18 protein-coding genes are annotated in these 16,768 nt (G+C 45.7%); 9 read left to right on the top strand and 9 right to left on the bottom strand.

Going from position 1 to position 16,768, the window contains the following annotated elements; all coding sequences use genetic code 11:
* Nucleotides 1-214 precede the first annotated feature (214 nt).
* Nucleotides 215-1,282: an acyltransferase family protein gene (locus AAH446_RS15580; protein WP_342907590.1), complete on the top strand. Its 1,068-nt coding sequence runs from the start codon at nt 215-217 to the stop codon at nt 1,280-1,282.
* A 400-nt stretch (nt 1,283-1,682) separates the two neighbouring features.
* On the opposite strand, the gene AAH446_RS15575 is transcribed toward AAH446_RS15580, so the two are convergent.
* Nucleotides 1,683-2,537 carry a PA4780 family RIO1-like protein kinase gene (locus AAH446_RS15575; protein ID WP_342907589.1) on the bottom strand — a complete coding sequence of 285 codons (855 nt, stop codon included), beginning with the start codon at nt 2,535-2,537 and terminating at the stop codon, nt 1,683-1,685.
* Nucleotides 2,538-2,714: 177 nt separating this feature from the next.
* Here AAH446_RS15575 and AAH446_RS15570 point away from each other — a divergent pair, with 177 nt between their 5' ends.
* Both AAH446_RS15570 and AAH446_RS15565 read left to right on the top strand, forming a co-directional pair.
* On the top strand, nt 2,715-3,017 hold the full coding sequence (locus AAH446_RS15570) for a hypothetical protein (protein ID WP_342907588.1): 303 nt from the start codon (nt 2,715-2,717) through the stop codon (nt 3,015-3,017).
* Entirely contained in the window at nt 2,992-3,225 is a 234-nt protein-coding gene (locus AAH446_RS15565) for a hypothetical protein (protein ID WP_342907587.1), read from the top strand. The genes AAH446_RS15570 and AAH446_RS15565 overlap by 26 nt, the downstream gene beginning before the upstream one ends.
* Before the next feature lie 189 nt (nt 3,226-3,414).
* Here the strand turns inward: AAH446_RS15565 and AAH446_RS15560 are convergent, their stop codons facing one another.
* The gene (locus AAH446_RS15560) at nt 3,415-4,263 is read right to left on the bottom strand and encodes a DUF4942 domain-containing protein (RefSeq protein WP_342907624.1); all 849 of its coding nucleotides are present in this window, start codon (nt 4,261-4,263) and stop codon (nt 3,415-3,417) included.
* Between the two features lie 114 nt (nt 4,264-4,377).
* A complete protein-coding gene (locus tag AAH446_RS15555; protein WP_463322825.1) occupies nt 4,378-4,707 on the bottom strand; it encodes a TA system toxin CbtA family protein in 330 nt (109 codons plus the stop codon).
* A 239-nt stretch (nt 4,708-4,946) separates the two neighbouring features.
* Here AAH446_RS15555 and AAH446_RS15550 point away from each other — a divergent pair, with 239 nt between their 5' ends.
* Nucleotides 4,947-5,753, top strand: coding sequence for a hypothetical protein (locus AAH446_RS15550; RefSeq protein ID WP_342907586.1), 807 nt, complete (start codon nt 4,947-4,949; stop codon nt 5,751-5,753).
* A gap of 16 nt (nt 5,754-5,769) precedes the next feature.
* Here the strand turns inward: AAH446_RS15550 and radC are convergent, their stop codons facing one another.
* From radC to AAH446_RS15520, 6 genes are all read right to left on the bottom strand, one after another.
* Entirely contained in the window at nt 5,770-6,237 is a 468-nt protein-coding gene (gene radC, locus AAH446_RS15545) for a RadC family protein (RefSeq protein ID WP_342907585.1), read from the bottom strand.
* Nucleotides 6,238-6,443: 206 nt separating this feature from the next.
* On the bottom strand, nt 6,444-6,800 hold the full coding sequence (locus AAH446_RS15540) for a hypothetical protein (protein WP_342907584.1): 357 nt from the start codon (nt 6,798-6,800) through the stop codon (nt 6,444-6,446).
* Between the two features lie 38 nt (nt 6,801-6,838).
* Nucleotides 6,839-7,051: a hypothetical protein gene (locus AAH446_RS15535; protein WP_342907583.1), complete on the bottom strand. Its 213-nt coding sequence runs from the start codon at nt 7,049-7,051 to the stop codon at nt 6,839-6,841.
* Between the two features lie 43 nt (nt 7,052-7,094).
* Nucleotides 7,095-7,793, bottom strand: a complete 699-nt coding sequence (locus AAH446_RS15530) for a DeoR family transcriptional regulator (RefSeq protein WP_342907582.1) — start codon at nt 7,791-7,793, stop codon at nt 7,095-7,097.
* 724 nt (nt 7,794-8,517) lie between these two features.
* Nucleotides 8,518-9,642 carry a hypothetical protein gene (locus tag AAH446_RS15525; RefSeq protein WP_342907581.1) on the bottom strand — a complete coding sequence of 375 codons (1,125 nt, stop codon included), beginning with the start codon at nt 9,640-9,642 and terminating at the stop codon, nt 8,518-8,520.
* 164 nt (nt 9,643-9,806) lie between these two features.
* Nucleotides 9,807-10,043 (bottom strand): helix-turn-helix transcriptional regulator, encoded by a 237-nt coding sequence (locus AAH446_RS15520; RefSeq protein WP_342907580.1) that lies wholly within the window; start codon nt 10,041-10,043, stop codon nt 9,807-9,809.
* Nucleotides 10,044-10,256: 213 nt separating this feature from the next.
* On the opposite strand from AAH446_RS15520, the gene AAH446_RS15515 reads away from it, so the two are divergent.
* The 5 genes from AAH446_RS15515 (at nt 10,257) to AAH446_RS15495 (ending at nt 16,746) form a co-directional block, all read left to right on the top strand.
* Nucleotides 10,257-10,991, top strand: a complete 735-nt coding sequence (locus AAH446_RS15515) for a hypothetical protein (RefSeq protein WP_342907579.1) — start codon at nt 10,257-10,259, stop codon at nt 10,989-10,991.
* A 423-nt stretch (nt 10,992-11,414) separates the two neighbouring features.
* Nucleotides 11,415-11,690: a hypothetical protein gene (locus tag AAH446_RS15510; RefSeq protein WP_342907578.1), complete on the top strand. Its 276-nt coding sequence runs from the start codon at nt 11,415-11,417 to the stop codon at nt 11,688-11,690.
* A 151-nt stretch (nt 11,691-11,841) separates the two neighbouring features.
* Complete coding sequence (locus AAH446_RS15505; protein WP_342907577.1) at nt 11,842-12,087, top strand: helix-turn-helix domain-containing protein; 246 nt, start codon at nt 11,842-11,844, stop codon at nt 12,085-12,087.
* Nucleotides 12,074-14,953, top strand: a complete 2,880-nt coding sequence (locus tag AAH446_RS15500) for an SNF2-related protein (protein WP_342907576.1) — start codon at nt 12,074-12,076, stop codon at nt 14,951-14,953. The genes AAH446_RS15505 and AAH446_RS15500 overlap by 14 nt, the downstream gene beginning before the upstream one ends.
* Nucleotides 14,953-16,746, top strand: coding sequence for an AIPR family protein (locus AAH446_RS15495; protein WP_342907575.1), 1,794 nt, complete (start codon nt 14,953-14,955; stop codon nt 16,744-16,746). Before AAH446_RS15500 ends, AAH446_RS15495 begins: the two co-directional genes overlap by 1 nt.
* Nucleotides 16,747-16,768 lie beyond the last annotated feature (22 nt).

Below are 16,768 nucleotides of genomic sequence, written 5' to 3'. Positions count from 1 at the left end.
CGGCATTCACGGTAATTCTGGTCATCGTCGCAGGCGCGGCGGTGCTGAAAGAGAGCGATAAAGTAGAGTAAACATAGCGGAAGGCGAAATAGAGCGGCCAGCGGAAATCGAACCCGCAACCGATGGGTTAAAATCCACTGCCCGACCCGTTATGGTATTGATGAATATATTGTGTTATGTTGCAGTCAATAAATCCCCTTAAGTGATAAAAACTATGAGAATCAAGCACCTGGATGGAATGCGTGGCCTGGCCATTCTATTGGTTATTGGCTACCATGCCTACACCCGCTGGCCAGGTCTGCTGGACTATGTTGCCATCACCGAAAATTTTCCCCTGTTTGCTTTTGGCTACCTGGGGGTGCCGCTGTTCTTTATGATTTCGGGCTTTGTTATATTTATGACGTTGGATAAATCTACAGGCCTGGTGAATTTCCTGCTGAAACGCTGGCTGAGGCTTTTTCCGGCGATGCTGATAGTTTCGCTGATAATTTATTTCACGGCGGGGCTCTTTATTGAGGGGCCGTTGGGAATACCCTCGCCAAAAAACTTCATTCCGGGCATGTTATTTATCAGTCCTGAACTGCTGAAATATATCACCGGCGAACATATTTCCGCGCTGGAAGGTTCTTTCTGGTCACTCTATGTTGAAGCCGCGTTCTACATCTTTATCGGTACGGTCTATTTCACCGTTGGGCGAAAATATTGCCTGCCTTCGCTGTTGCTGCCAATGCTGCTGGTTGCGGGCGCTTCAGTCATTAAGCGCCTGGGTTATCCCGGCGTGGCTGATTTTGTTGGCGTCTTCGGCTTTATTCACTACTCCTGGTTTATGATCGGTTGCCTGCTTTATGAACGTATAAATGGTCGTGATGCCAGATACCACTACGGCCTGGTTGCTGCCGCCATCCTGATTAACTTTGCCTGGTACTTTAAGAACAGCGGCCCCTGGGTCATGATTCCGTTGATACTGGCAATCGTGCTATTTACCGCCAGCTTTTATCTGGCGTCCATTCAGCGGGTGCTTTCCAATAAGTTGCTGACGGCTATAGGTTTCTCCAGCTATGCGCTCTATTTGATCCATGAAAATATCATGATCTCTTCGCTTATCAAGCTCGATGCGCTTATTCCCAGCGACTACATGATGCTGGTGATGCCGGTCGTGGTGGTTTTTGCCATCTATCAGGTAGCCTGGCTGATTACCAGATATGCTGAGCCGGTACTGAGGAACATTCTGAAGAACGTGGTCTTCATACGTGAGAAAAAAAACGAGGCGGTAAGCGGCTAAAGCCATTTTTCAGGCTGATGACAAAATTAAGTAACCCCTCCTTTCAGGCAATTTTTGCAACAGCAAGGGATCGGACAGGTGGTGGCGCAGAGATGCGCCAGACAAGCTTTCAGAGATGAATTTACAACAACCTGCCCATGTTCCGGTCGGCTCCTGATGTTATTCCCTGGCTCGAATGCGACAAGGCGTTAAGTAAAAGTTTGTCTACAACGTAAAACAGCGGCTTTTAGTCGCCGTTTTACGTTGATTCGCAGCTGGCAGATTCAGTTTTGCCAGCCTTCATTACTTAATCCCGGTAACGATATTTTCATATTGTGGTCGCACATCCTGACGTTTGCGGAATATCACAAACGTCAGGATGTACGCGGCTACTTAAATTACAGGCTCCGGCATCCGGATTTTACTGTTCGTCGCGCTCTTTATTGGCGCGCTGGCGGTCGTAATACTCATCTTCCGCCGCGATGATCTCATCCATCAGTGAACCCATATCCACCGTGTGTTCCTCTTCGACGAAGAGGCCGGTCAGCGCAACTTCCGGGGTTAATTTTCCATCTTCATATAACATCCAGATTTCTTTGGCATAGCGGGTCTGCAATATTTGCGGCGCGAACTGACCATAGTAAGCGGTGATGTTATTTACATCGCGTTCAAACATCGCTGCGGCGTGGTTGTTTGCGGCAGCATCCACGGCCTGGGGCAGATCGATAATCACCGGGCCTTCCGCATCAAGCAACACGTTAAACTCCGATAAATCACCATGTACCATGCCAGCACACAGCATGCGTACGATATTACGGATCATCGTATCGAAATCAGCGACGGCGATCTCTTCCGTCAGCGTTACATCACTAAGACGTGGAGCAACCGCGCCTTCAGCATCCGTGACCAGCTCCATCAGTAACACGCCGTCAATACAAATATAGGGCTGCGGTACGCGGACACCCGCGTTAGCCAGACGGAACAATGCATCGACCTCCGCCATCTGCCAGGACTCTTCCTGCTGTTTGCGCCCGAACTTTGAGCCTTTCTGCATGGCGCGAGCGTTACGGCTATTGCGGGACTTTCGCCCTTCCTGATACTGCACGGCCTGTTTAAAGCTGCGCTGTGTGGCTTCCTTGTACACTTTGGCACACTGAATCTTGTCCCCGCAGAGCACCGTATAGACGTCCGCTTCCTTACCGCTTTTCAGCCGCTGGAGCACATCGTCTATCAGGCCATCATCGAGCAGAGGTTGAAGTCTGTTTGGAATTTTCATACGGCTTTATACCTTATTTGAGCCGCTTTTCGTATCCATAACACAGAGGGCGATACTGGAAAAAACTGGCAGAGTCTGAATGAAGGGCCTCATTTTACCTGAAAAAGCGTGTGCAGAGGGGAATCCGTCACGCAGTTTTTCCGTAAATATTTTGATATCCAGAACAAGGGATTAGGTGTGGCTGCGGGTATAAGGGAGATTTTTATCAACGGTGGAGGAGGGGCGTTAAAGCGGCTGACGTGTGGGCTGGCTGGACAATGCACATTGTCCCGACCCGCTGCTTTTGCTGGCGCGAAAGTCGACTGGCTAATTTTACGGGAAGCGCTTTCCTCGCCGGAAACCAGTTGGATGCAGGCGCAGGGAAATAATTATTTTACTGAAATTCATATCGAAATAGTGATTTCCGGCGATAATATCGATCTATTTTTGATGTTCACTGAACAGGAGAAGCAGGATGCAAAAAGTCTCGAATCTGCATAAAGTCTCGAACCTACTGGTTTTTATCGGCCTTGTCAGCTTGGCGATAGCTTTTTCCCTGAACCTCTACAGCAGCTATGCCGCCACTCATGTCAACAGCGCACCGCTGTTCTCTACTAACTGGTGGGCGCGCTGGTTCCCGCTTTATGCTTCGGGCATTTCGCTGCTTTTTATTGGTCTGGTGTTACGCCTGACCGGCAGAGCGCGTTAAGCGATAATGACTTCATCATTAACGGAAGCGTACTAAAAAGCCCGCAGGGATTGTGCCATGCGCTGGCGGAGTCTGAATTGGATTGCTAACCAAATGAATTGAATCGTTAATTTATCAATTCAACTTTTCATTGGTGCCTAAGAGGGTGCCTAAAACATTTTTTCATTTTTTCGGCTCGTTTTTCATCACCTAAAAACGCTGGTTAGTAGAAGGTGGGAGCTGGTCCGGATAATGCTTGGCGATGATATCGTTTATCTTCTCGACTAACTCAGGGCGCTTGAACGTAAGATGCGCAGTGCCCTTCTGAAAGTAGCGGATGGAGAAGTATGAATCGCCATAAGCATCCTTGCCAGGGATATCGCGGATGTGATTCATCAGGTTAATTGAAATATCTGCGCGATTGTCAGGTATCGCTTTGCCATCAAGTAAAAACAGCATCCGCTCCAAGTCTGCTAGTTGGTCGCGACGATATTCCCACGTCAGGCTGTAGCCCCAGCGGTTGTGCGTCACCAGGTTGCTGATGATTATCTTCTTGCCGAAGTAGCAAGGGCTGTTAGTTTTGTAATCCCATGACAGCCCTTTAAACACGTTGATGATACCGCGCTCAAACACATCTGCTTTGCTCTGATGCAACTGTTTAAAGGTGCTGAGAATATTGGCTTCACTGATGGTCGGTAGTTCGCAATCTTCCAGGTTCTGATACCACTGAGTACGGGCCTGCGCGTCCATCAGCGAAAGCATGCCGGATTTAAGCATCAGGTCGCGCCAAAGGCTGCGGTCAATATTGCGGGTGATCACTGGCAACGCTTTCTCCGGCTTTTCCATCAGCCAGCAGTCATAGCGATGCCCTTGCTTCATCGCCCAGTCAGAGGCGTTGCCGCCACCGGTTCCGGCTGTTAGTTGGGAAATGGTCTCGAGCTGCTGAATCAACTGTTCAATCTGCACCAGCGCTGCATCACGCCCGGTAACGATGCGCTCAATATTTGTCGAGTTCATCAGTTCAGAGTGTTCGGTAATCACTTCAGGTTCTGTTTGCATCGCAAAAAATTCCATAAAAGCTAATGCCCCTGCCGGTGATGGCAGGGGCATTATGTGTTGTCAGATAAAGGAGAAAACTGCAGAAAGGTAAATCTGGAAAGCGGTAAGCAGAGTTTAACTGAGATTGCACTGCGTTAATTCGGTTGCGTGACTTGCATTCAGGATATCGGCGGCGGTCAGAAATTCCTCTGGCTCAAAGTATGCACTGCTGCTGGTATCAACGCGGCCCAAGTCATATTTTTCCACCAGGAAATTGATAGCGTCGGCGAGTGTGATCCCTGCATCAATGTGCTGCTGAATAATTGATTCATCGCAGAACGGCGTATCGTTTAACTCCAGTCCGAAATGCTTTTCCCGCAGGTACACTAGGAGTGTTCGCCAGTGCGCTACGGTTGACAGGCAGTACGATGCCGCCTGCCCCGAATGTAATGCTGAGATTAGTATAGTTGTCTCCTAGCGGGTTCTAATAGATAATCTAATTTTAATGCACTGTCACTTTATGCTTTATATTACCCCCTCTTCTGGCAAGGGTAAATATATTCATTTTTTTATTGCCGATGTGATTTCATGAAAAGTTGTTGATGAAAGCCGAGTGTGTTTAATTTTCCGTTTTAAATTAGTAAGTTGAATGGTAAGATTGTTAGTGATACTAGTCTAAATCAAGTTTGTTTCATGAGGTTTACATGAAAAGCTTTATTATTTTAATCATCATTGTTTCCACATTGTGGAGTATTTATGCTTTCCCAGATTATGTTATATTCCCTCAATTAAATACTAATCCTCTTCCCTCACTTTGGAAGATGTTAATTGGGGTTTATAAGTATGGATTTCCCTCATTAACTTGGGTAGTTGCAGCAGTATATATATATGATTTTTTTATGGCGATCATAGATAAAAGCTCGCCTTATATGAAAGAGTTGTATCAAAGTGTCAAGGTCGAACTACTAACATTAACTGCCCTTATGTTCTTTACTGTTGTTATATATACAACCACATTATCAAAGTTATCAAACTTGACTATTGATATCAGCATGGCTGGGTTTGGATTTATGTTTTTTGGTAACGTTGGATTTTTAAAGCTATTTTCTTTTAAAGTAGGTAAGGTGAAATACCTATGGAAAATGGCTACCACATTCTCATTCTTTAGTTTGGCGAGCTCTATCTATTTCTTGAATGTCACTTTAGAGATTGCAAGAGGGGCATTTAATTTAGTTCAATCATTATGGTATCAGATAACTATTCTCTCCTATTCATTATCATTGTACTTCATGTCGAAACATATTATTTTTATTATGGATAAAGGTAGGTTAGAAGCTTCTCCAACTCTTCGTAAACTCTTTTTATCGATGCCAACCAAGAACAGGGTTTATGAGGATGCAGCTATTGCAGCTGAAAAGTGGAATAAAGAAATGCAGAAAGAGCGAGCTAAAGCAAGTGCGTTGATGAGAAAGGGAAGAGGTAAAAAAAAGAAGAAAAAGAGAAGAGGTTAAGTTAATTAAATTTGTTTTATATCCACTTTCGTTCAGCAAATGACACGATCTCTTTGCTACCGACGACGAGATGATCCAGCAGTCGCACCTCTACCAGCGTGAGCGCTTTTTTCAACCGTTCGGTGATATTTCTGTCAGCATCACTCGGTTCAGCAAAACCTGATGGATGATTGTGGGCAAGTATCACCGCTGCCGCATTATGCCGCAGCGCCGCTTTAATCACTTCGCGTGGATAAACCACTGTGCTGTTTATCGTGCCTTGAAACAGCGTCTCATGTGCAAGCAGGCGATTCTGGTTATCAAGCATCAGCACCATAAACAGCTCACGTTCCTGACTGGCTAACTGGAGTCGGAGCCAGTCGCGTGAAAAGGGTGTTGAGGTAAAGGCCACGCCCGGTTCGCGCAGATGATTTTCCAGTAGCGTCAGAGCGCGTTTTATCGTGCGGTGTGATGTGAGTGGGAGAGATAATGCGATATTTTCCATTTTTTTCCTTTCAATAAAAAGAGCAGGCTGATGGTAGCCTGCTCTGTCTGATGGGATGGTTTTTAAAAAATACGGGATGTGAATAATATGGTTAAAATCCCTTAAGGAGGGAAACCTTACGGATGGGAGGTTTATAACGACTGTTAATACGCAGTATTAACACACTCTATGTGTTTTTTCAGAGTGAACGGCAGGAATGGAGCAGGTTACTGATAAGACTGTGACCAGCTACCCCTGCTGGTCACCACTTCCACCTGCGAGGCTTTACAGGGTCCTGAGAAGTCCAGTGTTACCACCTCTCCATATTTCAGGCGCTTTGGTATTTTTGTCATGCCGTTGTTCAGCCCTCTGAAGCGCTGATTTTCCATCCTGCAGTTAGTCCGGTTTACGATGATGTTTTCAATTTCGATATCATCGACCAGTGCGGCCACGCTGACGCTGACATACGGGAGATTTATAAACTGATTTACTCGATTGTACGTTTCTATGCGTATGTCGGGATCTTCATCCTCACAGGCGCACAGCAGCAGAATTGCCAGCACAAGCAATACCTTGTATTTCATTTAAGACCTCATTAATGGGAAGGCGCGGTGTAAACCGCTCAGTGTAATTTATTGCGGATAAGCCGGTGAACTCTGCGGGCTACGCCATACAGCAGCATGATGCACAGCACCAGCGGCCACAGCAGTGCCAGCCCCGCCGCCTCAGCGCGGGTACTGCGGTCAAAACGCGTGTCAGGATCGGGCTTACGTTCCGAGCGGTACAGCACGACGCCGGTGGCAAGCCATATCAGGCTGGTAATCATTAAAAACATAGTGCCTCAGAGTTGTATTGTGTTGTGTGTGGTTTGGCATTGCTCAGGCAGAACGCGGCGTGGCGGTGTCCGTCAGCACCTTCCTGACGTACTGAAAGTGGGGGAGTGAGTTAATGAAGTCCGCATTTGCGAGTAGCTCATCGACGGATCGCCTGCGCAGAAACTTTCTGTGGGTAAGTGACACGCCGGAAATGTCGCTCAGCACGCACACCTGAATCTGCTGGTTATGTTCACCCACCAGATACCAAGAGCTGCCAAAGAAAACTAGCCGGTAGGGGGCAAACCACCGGTACAGTTGCCCTGCGGTGGTGACATCTAACAGCACCCTGTCCACAATGGCCTGCGTGATGCGCCAGAAACTGCCTGGATGAGTAGGTTTACGCTCCGGGGGCACCTGCCAAACGATAAATGGGGACTCAATGCTGTTATCCGTGAGCACCGAAATGAGCTTACTGTCCATTACAGGAAACAGCTGGTCCGTACTGGTGACGCGGGCAAAGTGCAATATGTCCCGATCAGTACGTACCCCTTCATTCAGGCTCGATAAAGACCAGGCTCCCTGTCGGTAAACCAGTGACAGGCAGCTCAGCCGCTCCCTAAAATCCCGTCTGAGCGTTCGTTCTGACACCATAAACTCCTGCGACAGCGCCTGCACTGACAGCTGCTCCCCCATAAACAACCGACTGATAATGAGCGCAAGCCTTGCGGCCATACGATCGTATTTTCTGTCTTCCGCAGACATGATAATTAATTTCCCTGGGCTGAAGGACATTGGGTAGATATCTGCAACCTGATGACGGCTTTATCAGCCGGTTGATCCGGCTGATGCCTGCTGAAATACACACTAGCAGACAGCTGTGCACGGTTGTGGCCGCCCAATAGACAAGCGACGTGTCAGTTAATAACAAACGGCCATACCGTGTCCGGTGATTAAAAAAACAGAGCAATCTGCTGCTGTGATACGCTTTCATAGTGAAACCAGAATTCAAAAATGAGGGGATAATTAACGGCCTGAGCTGACGTATGTAATGAGGCTTACACTGAAGTAATCTGCCGAGCTTCGTATTTGTTATATATGTCTGAATTTTTTTTATTTGCTTAATTCAGAGAGGACGCGCCAGAGCTTCAGAGGGCGGCCGTTATGTCGGTGCGATACTGATAGCACGCAGTTACGAGCTCAGTCCTCTTCAAGCAGACGTGTTGTACGCTTTATGATTTTTTATTCCAGCTGTTGATTTTTTGGTAATAATGGTTTGCGTTAGGCCAGTTCCGTACTTAGCTCAGCCTGGATGCCCTATTTCCTTTCTGCAGCTCAGGTAAAACCGGGCGGGCTTTTAACTCTGCGTATTCTGGGAAATGAGGAAATCATATTTCCCATTACGGAGGGGTATTCGTCTTGACTTTTTTAGGTTTTCAAAAAACTTAAGGCCGCATTTCTGCGGCCATGAGGTAAAATTTCCGGGGTGTTAATACATTGGTGGGTGGGTGAAAAAACGTTTGTACAGATTTCTTGTATCGCGCTCAGAACGCATATTGACATGGAAATATTTCTTCATATACCGCGAGTGCGTCCTGGTAAAGCTATTAATTTGACCTTCAATGTCGGTGGCTCCATTCGCGTCACGGCATGCTACGTCGAGTTGCATCAGCTCATCCAGAAATCCGTCTTTATCACCCGTCAGTAATGCATGAAAACATGAAGCGGCAAGTAATTCTGCATCCAGGAAATCAGTGCAGATACGGGGTGACTCAGAACTGGCTTTCACGGCGGCGCGTAACTTACCCAAATTCAGACGATTCAGTTCTTCAAGCAACAGCACTGTTAATGGCTGCGAAGTGGTGTTGAGTATCAGGTTTTTAGGTCGGGTTATGTCAGCAAAAGGCATTTTTTTCACGCACCACAAGGCCTCTTTTACTGTCGTCCTGCCAAACTTTTCCACAAGTGCTTTCAACAAGGTTTTAATTATCTTATGTGTGCCTCCCTGAGCCTTAAAACCATTGTACGGGTTTCCTTCCTCATATAAAGGAATGTTGTCTTTGACCATCCGGTTAATCAGGCCGGGGCAAATCAAGATGTTTTTGGCATTATTAGCTCCCCCTTTTGAGTTCGGGTAGCGATGACTTAAATCAAGAGGAAATCCTTGGATGAAGCGTTTAATACGCTCACCGTATTCATCAGTAACAAACTCGCCGTTAATCATGTTGTAGGGGTGCTGGTAGTGAGATTTCATAAAATATAACCCTATCATTTCAGAAATATCATTTATGCCTGTGATGCTGCCCAAACCAACCGGATTAGCCTTAAGCATTGCCTCAAGGCTAATCCACCACGAATGGTTATGCAAACTCACGATGTCATCGTCATCTATTATTCGTGTAGCTTTAATTCGGCAATTCGCACTGCAGAACTTACTGTTTCGTGACAGCGCAATGCTGATACCGCAGTAGCCACATATTGCCGTTTTCTTCTCCTCTCTCATTATGACTCTGGCGATCATTCGATCATAATGCTGAGGACACAGACGGTATTTTATTTCACCATGGCTGTTGCCCATGGCAGAGCTGCAGTTATCCCTTTTACAGATAGCCACTATTCATACCCTCTAAACAGTAGGAAGTAATAAAAAACACCTGTAAATCTATTTAAATAGCCTCACCTCCTTATATGTCCTGAATTACGCAGGGATAAACTAGCAAAGCAACAATAATGCCCTAGTGATAAAAAAATGATGCTTCCAGCACGGTTAAATTCACATCAGATGAATTGCAGTCGATCCGATTTGCTGGCGCGTGGACAGAAATTTAATAACCACTCATCAATTTCGGACTCCAGCCACCCTACCGATTGCCTCCCCATGCGCAGTTGCTTAGGAAAATTTGCATCATAACGAGGTGACATCGGATTCAACCAATCGTAAATGGTTGAACGGCTCACGCCAATTTTGCGCATAAGTTGCGTAAGCCGCAGTACTTTAATACTAGATACAGTCACTTAAGCTGGTCCTCTTCAGTCTTTTTGTTCGACATCTAAGGTAATGTTTTTGTAGGCTCGCAACTATGCACCAAGGGTGTGTAATTTTTTACACAGCAATAATTTTCTTCAACTTAATGATTTTGAAGTATTTTTAAGCGTGACGGTGTATGTGAAAAGATCACCTACATGGATTACAATGCTTCATCGACTTCAAATGGGAGACTATGAGCTATGAGCAAATGTGATGAAATATTGTTCAAAAGATTATGTGATGAATTTGATAATAATATCAAAGATTCAAAACCCTTCGTTAAATCCGAAATGATTTGCGAACTCCGTCGCGTTGCTCGTGAATATTCAATTAATGTTTATAGCAGCGAACCATATTCAGATGAGTCATTTGGTGATCAAGGTATTCGTTCTTATGCTTTGGTTGAGACGAAAATTCATGGGGATTTCGATTCATTATTAAGAAGTGCGTTTATCAGTGAGCAACTTGGTAAATATTCTTTTGAAAATTACGATGAACCTAATGAAAGCGTTTCACATTTATTGGATGCGTTGTTTTTGCTAAATTCATGGTTAGGTGTTAAAGTTAAAGAAAGATATAGGGAAGAGACTATTGATATTGAAGTTAATAGAAGATTGAAGGCGAGAGAGGATGGTAGGAACGGTGGTAAAGAACGGGCGAAAAAGTTCTCACCGGTTAAGGTTGAGCTCATTAGATTGCTTTTCGAAAAAGTTCCGAGTCAAGGGTGGGGGAGCATTGGTGAAGCAATTTCGATAATTGAAGTAGAATTGTTTAATTTTATAGAAATTGAAATGGCGAAGGGGCAGAGCCATGCAAACCATCATGAAGCTGACAATTTAATTTTGCTCTGGGATAATCTTAGTGAAACGATACATAGATGGGTAAAGGAAGATGAAATTGTTAAATCAGTATTTGATTCCATTGTACTAACTTGATTTTTAAGTGCTAAATGCTAATTTTATCATTTTCTTAATTAGGAAAGTTATCCTAATTTTCCTCTGGAAGAAAGTTGAGGTAAATGTTAATTGATATTTTATTTGGTATGGGAAATAAAGATTTAATCAGGGAGATCTGCAGAGGAAAATATCAGTTTCAAGTCAAGAATGATGTTTAACCAGGGCGATGTTATCATTAGCACAACTACTGATTAATGGTAGAATAAAAAATATCTTCTAGGGGAACATCGAGCTTAAGTTGTGACGTTTAGCGGCTAAAGGTTAGTGCATCCCTTTTAGTGACACACTAAATGATGAAGAAGTGTTCTCATGGCTTCTGAAGCGGATAACCATGCGCGACTTGATCAACAAATACAAAGTGGCCTGCACCTGACGGAGGATGGTGGCGTCTAGGAGGTGTTTATGGGGGAGATGTCAGACTTTTATTATCGATACCTGACTGGTGAACTTCAATTCCAGGAGAACTTCGGAAAAGCTTGGAGCAAGGCAGACGAAGAGATTCTTTACGACATGATCGATTATGTCTGCACTGTCCGGCTGATTGCCGATGAGCTGAAACGGCACTCGGTAAGTGTCGTTAACAAGCTGGCGAAGTACTTGGACGATGACAGCATCCAGAATCGCATTACTAAAGATTTTTACGATGTCCCTGTTTGTGAACTAGTGCGGTGGCGGTAAAGCCAAGTAGGTTCGCAAAAAGGGGTTTAAACTACCAACTATGACAGCCTTGCTGCGCATAATGTTATTTCAACTTGCAAAATGCTATGCAAATGCATAGATCATGGTATGCTCTTGACCAATATTGCTAATCACCAAAAGAGGCACAGCCATGATCCGCTGCAACCTCGCCCGAATCATGGGCGAACACAAGCTGCGTATTGCCGACGTTGCCAGAGAGACGGGACTCAGCCGTGCTACAGTAACATTGCTCTATAAAGAGACTGCTCAAAAAGTGGATTTGGACACGATAGAAAAAATCTGTCTGTTATTCGGCTGTGGCATTGGCGATCTACTGGAGCTTGAGGTTCAGGGAATTAAAGCCGAAGGAAAGGAATCTCTGGATGCAGATCACTAACCATCAAGCGAAATACTACGCTCACGAGCTCACTATTCGCCATGCAACTGGTGGCGTCGATAGCCTCTCGCAATCATTGTTTGATGCCAGTGTCGATCTTAACCCCCACCAGATCAACGCAGCGCTGTTCGCACTCAGCAACCCCTTAAGTCAGGGCGTTGTACTGGCTGATGAAGTGGGCTTGGGTAAAACCATCGAAGCGGGTCTGGTGATTTCCCAATACTGGGCAGAACGTAGAAGAAAGCTCCTGATTATCTGCCCTGCTTCATTGCGCAGGCAGTGGGCTCAGGAGCTGGCGGATAAATTCAATCTGCCATCACAGATTCTGGATTCAAAGACCTGGAAGAATCTACAAAAAGAAGGCGTTTATAATCCGTTGACTGAAAAGCGGGTTATCATTATGTCTTACCATTACGCTGCTCGGCTTGAAGAGCAGTTGCTTATAGAGCCCTGGGATCTGGTGGTAATTGATGAAGCCCACAAGCTTCGCAATGCTCATCGCACCAGTAATCGCATGGGACAGTTACTCAGAAGAGCACTGGCAGGCCGCAAAAAGCTACTTCTGACCGCAACCCCTCTACAAAACTCACTGATGGAGTTGTACGGCCTCTCAACCTTGATTGATGAGCAGCTCTTTGGTGATGAACGTTCTTTTCGTCAAAGTTATATTCAGGGCCATAGCTCCGTTGCAGAGCTGAAAGGCCGGCTTAAAGGTTTCGTTCACCGCACCCTGCGGCGCGATGTGCTGGAATATGTGCGTTACACCCAGCGCCAAACATTAACGGTGCCTTTCACCCCGACAGCACAAGAAGAAGACCTCTACAACGGCATATCCGCCTTATTAGAGCGTGACGAGAGCTATGCACTGCCTCGCAATCAGCGCCATCTTACGGGGCTTATTCTTCGCAAGCTATTGGCTTCCAGCTCACACGCGGTACTTAACACGCTGGAAACCATCTTAAAGCGCCTTGAGGCACTGAAAGAAAATACCCAAAGCGATATTGATGTTGTCGCCACCTTGGTGGATGACGACGACTTTGAGCAGGAGTATCTGGAAGAAATCGACGAGCTTGAAGCTAACGATGCCGATATTGATCGTGAGTTGCTCGAAGACGAAATCAGCGAAATCAGACTCTATATTGGCAAAGCCAAAGCCATTGAAACCGATAGTAAAGCCACGGCACTTCTTATAGCTTTGAATCAAGGCTTCGAGAAAATGGAGGCCATGGGTGCGCCAAGAAAGGTGATTATCTTCACCGAATCCAAGCGCACGCAAGAATACTTAACCCGTTTTCTGTCTGCTAATGGCTATCAGGATAAAATCGTCACTTTCAGTGGTTCCAACAATCATCCACATGCTACGGAAGTGTATCAACGCTGGTTAGCGGAAAATCAAGACAGTGACAAAATCAGCGGCTCGCCTCAGGTTGACAGACGCTCCGCCTTAATTGATCACTTCAGACATCATGCAGAAGTCATGATTGCCACAGAAGCCGCCGCAGAAGGTGTCAACCTCCAGTTCTGCTCACTGTTGATAAATTACGACTTACCCTGGAATCCGCAAAGGGTTGAACAAAGAATTGGACGTTGCCATCGTTACGGCCAGAAGTTCGATGTGGTTGTTATAAACTTTCTGAATAACTTCAATCTGGCCGATCAGCGCGTGCTGGAACTGCTTACTGAGAAGTTTCATCTCTTTGATGGGGTCTTTGGCGCTTCCGATGAAGTGCTGGGTAGCATTGAATCTGGCGTCGATTTTGAAAAACGTATTCAGGCTATTTACGAAACCTGCCGCAAGCCAGAGGAAATTGATGCTGCCTTTAAACAGTTGCAACGAGAGCTGGAAACAGACATTAACGAGAAGATGAAAGAAACCCGCCAGCTTCTGCTGGAAAACTTTGATGAAGATATTCATGACCTTCTCAAGCTGCGGCTCGATGCCGCTGAACAACGCCTCGATAAAGTGGGCCGTTGGTTCTGGGCGCTGACTCATCACGAATTGCAAAGCCTTGCCGACTTTAATAAAGCCAATCACAGCTTTGAGCTAAAGACTTCGATTCCTCAAATTCCATTTGGGCTCTATCAGCTGCACAAGCGCGTTCCGGTTCAACAATCAGGCAATGAACTATCCCATGCGCACCGCTACCGGTTGTCTGCTCCTCTGGGCGAATGGGTGCTACAGCAGGCGATAAGCCGTGAGCTACCCGCGGCTGAGCTGGTATTCGACTATTCGTCTCATACCGCGAAAGTGTCTGTGATTGAAAGTTTGATAGGTAAGACTGGGACCCTACGCTTACAGAAATTTAGCATTGAATCACTGGAGCATACTGAAGACTACCTGTTGTTTGCAGCTATGGACCAACAAGGTAAAATCCTTCCTGCAGAAGTTGCACAAAAACTGATGCAGCTTCCGGCCTTTGAATATCCAACCAGCCAGAACAATCACGTAGCAGAACCGCCAGCCTCAGAAATAGCACTTGAAGGAATTCTGGCGTCAGAACGCAATAAAGTTGAAAAATCTGTTAATGACCGAAACCTGAGCTTTTTCGAGCAAGAAGTGAACAAGCTGGATGCCTGGGCCGATGACCTGAAAGAAGGACTTGAAGCTTCTATCAAGGAGCTCGATAAACAAATTAAAGAGGTGCGCCGCGAAGCAAAGACCGCAGTTACACTGGAAGAAAAGCTGGTACTACAAAAGCAACAGAAGAATCTGGAAAGTCAGCGCAATAAAAGCCGCCGCGAGCTATTCGACAAGCAAGATGAAGTCGATGAACGCCGCGAAGAGCTGATCGAATCCCTTGAAGGCAAACTGAATAAAAAAACAACGATTGAAAACCTGTTTACCGTGCAATGGAGTGTGAAGTAATGCCAGCAATACAATCCGCAATGCTTAGAGCACTAAAGACAATACTAAATGAACGCTACGTACCGCATTTGCCACCACTATTAGGTGACGCCGATGCCGCTAACAAGCCAGAGAAGCAAACCGCGCGCGCACTTAGCGCGTTCACATTGCATGCGCTCTTTGCAGTAGATCCAAAAGCTGCCGCAAAAGCAGTGGTGGATGATTATAACGATAACGGCGTGGATGCCATTTATTACCACGAGGCAGATAAAACGCTTTATTTCGTCCAATCTAAGCTCAAGGCTGGTGAACAGTTTCAACTAGCAGAAGCCTTGGTTTTTTTGAGCGGTACAAAATTGCTTATTGCCAAGCAATACGACCAATTCAATCAGAACGTTAAAAATCTGTCCGTCGTTTTAGACAGAGCGCTCGATGAATGTGACCAAATCAAACTTCTTATCGCCTATACAGGCGATGGCATATCCATTCAGGCCAGAAATGAAATTCAGCGTGTTATTCAAGCAGAAATCGACGACGGTGAAGAACAACTACAGCTACAAATAATTGACTTTGGCCCTCAGAAAATAGAAGAAGTGCTTCGGCAGGAACAAGCCATTAAATTGGTGAACGATAAAGTTCGTATTCACAAATATCGCTCAGCTGAAGGCCAACGCAAAACTTATTTTGGCATCGTTAAAGTAAGCGACTTAATCAAGCTTCACAACAAACACGGCAAAGGTCTTTACGAAAAAAATATACGCTATTTTATTGGTTCAGGCAGGCGTGGAGTAAATTCAGCCATTAAAGAAACCCTAAAAAATGAACCTCAACATTTTTTACACCTGAACAACGGCATAACCATTGTGGGTAATTCCATTAAACAACGCGCTAAATCCAGAGATAACAAAACAACCCGCGATTTTGAAGTGCTAGGCATGTCGGTAGTGAATGGTGCTCAGACCATTTCCACTGCCGCTCAGTTTATAAGCGAAAATCCTGATGCCGACATCAGCCAAGCCCAGGTGATGTTAACCCTAATCAACACCGGCTCAGATAGATTTCATAAACAGGTGACTAAAGCGCGCAACCTGCAAAATCCGGTAGACTTATCAAATTTTGCCGCACTGGATGATAACCAGGAAAGATTACGCCAGGAAATGGCGCTATACGGTGTGGAGTATCATTACCGCCCACAACGCCAGTTAAGTACAGGCGTGAAAATCATTGAAATCGAGACATTAGCCAAAGCCCTTGCTTGCAGACATAGCGATATTCGTTTCCCTGCAAAATTAAAGTCAGAGCCCAGCACCTTTACCAATGCATCCTCCGCAGACTACGAAGCTTTATTTACACCTGATTTAGCCGGCCATGTAGCGATCAATAGCGTTAACGTCTATCTGGTAATACAGGAGCTGACCTCCACTGCCGACAAAACATCACCTAGCCCAGAGCGCTTAGTGTACCGCCATTGCGGATATGCAATGGCTAGCGTGTTAATGAAACAGTTGAAAACAAAGATTGAAGGTTCTGAGATTTTAAAGGCAGAGGAAATTAAATCACTGATTAGCGCCATATTTGATGAAGTGCGGCAAAAATTTGCAGAGCAGTATCTAATTGATGGCATGGGGAGCGCACACCATGCTTTCTTTAAGCGCATCCCCGATACGGCCAAGCTGATACAGCACGTATGCATTAGCCAACAAAATATGAGTAATGATCCAACCGTAATTACCTTAGCTGGCCGTTTAAATCACCAAGACCCGTATAATCAGGCCTTAAGCAATTACTTAGCGGGTAAGGCCGTGCAGCTATAGCCCGGCTAAGTTCACATTCCGC

The organism is Erwinia psychrophila (genome assembly GCF_039023475.1).
Classification (GTDB): Bacteria; Pseudomonadota; Gammaproteobacteria; order Enterobacterales; family Enterobacteriaceae; genus Erwinia.
The sequence above is the reverse complement of the archived record's forward strand: the minus strand, read 5'-3'. Positions and strand labels throughout refer to the sequence as shown.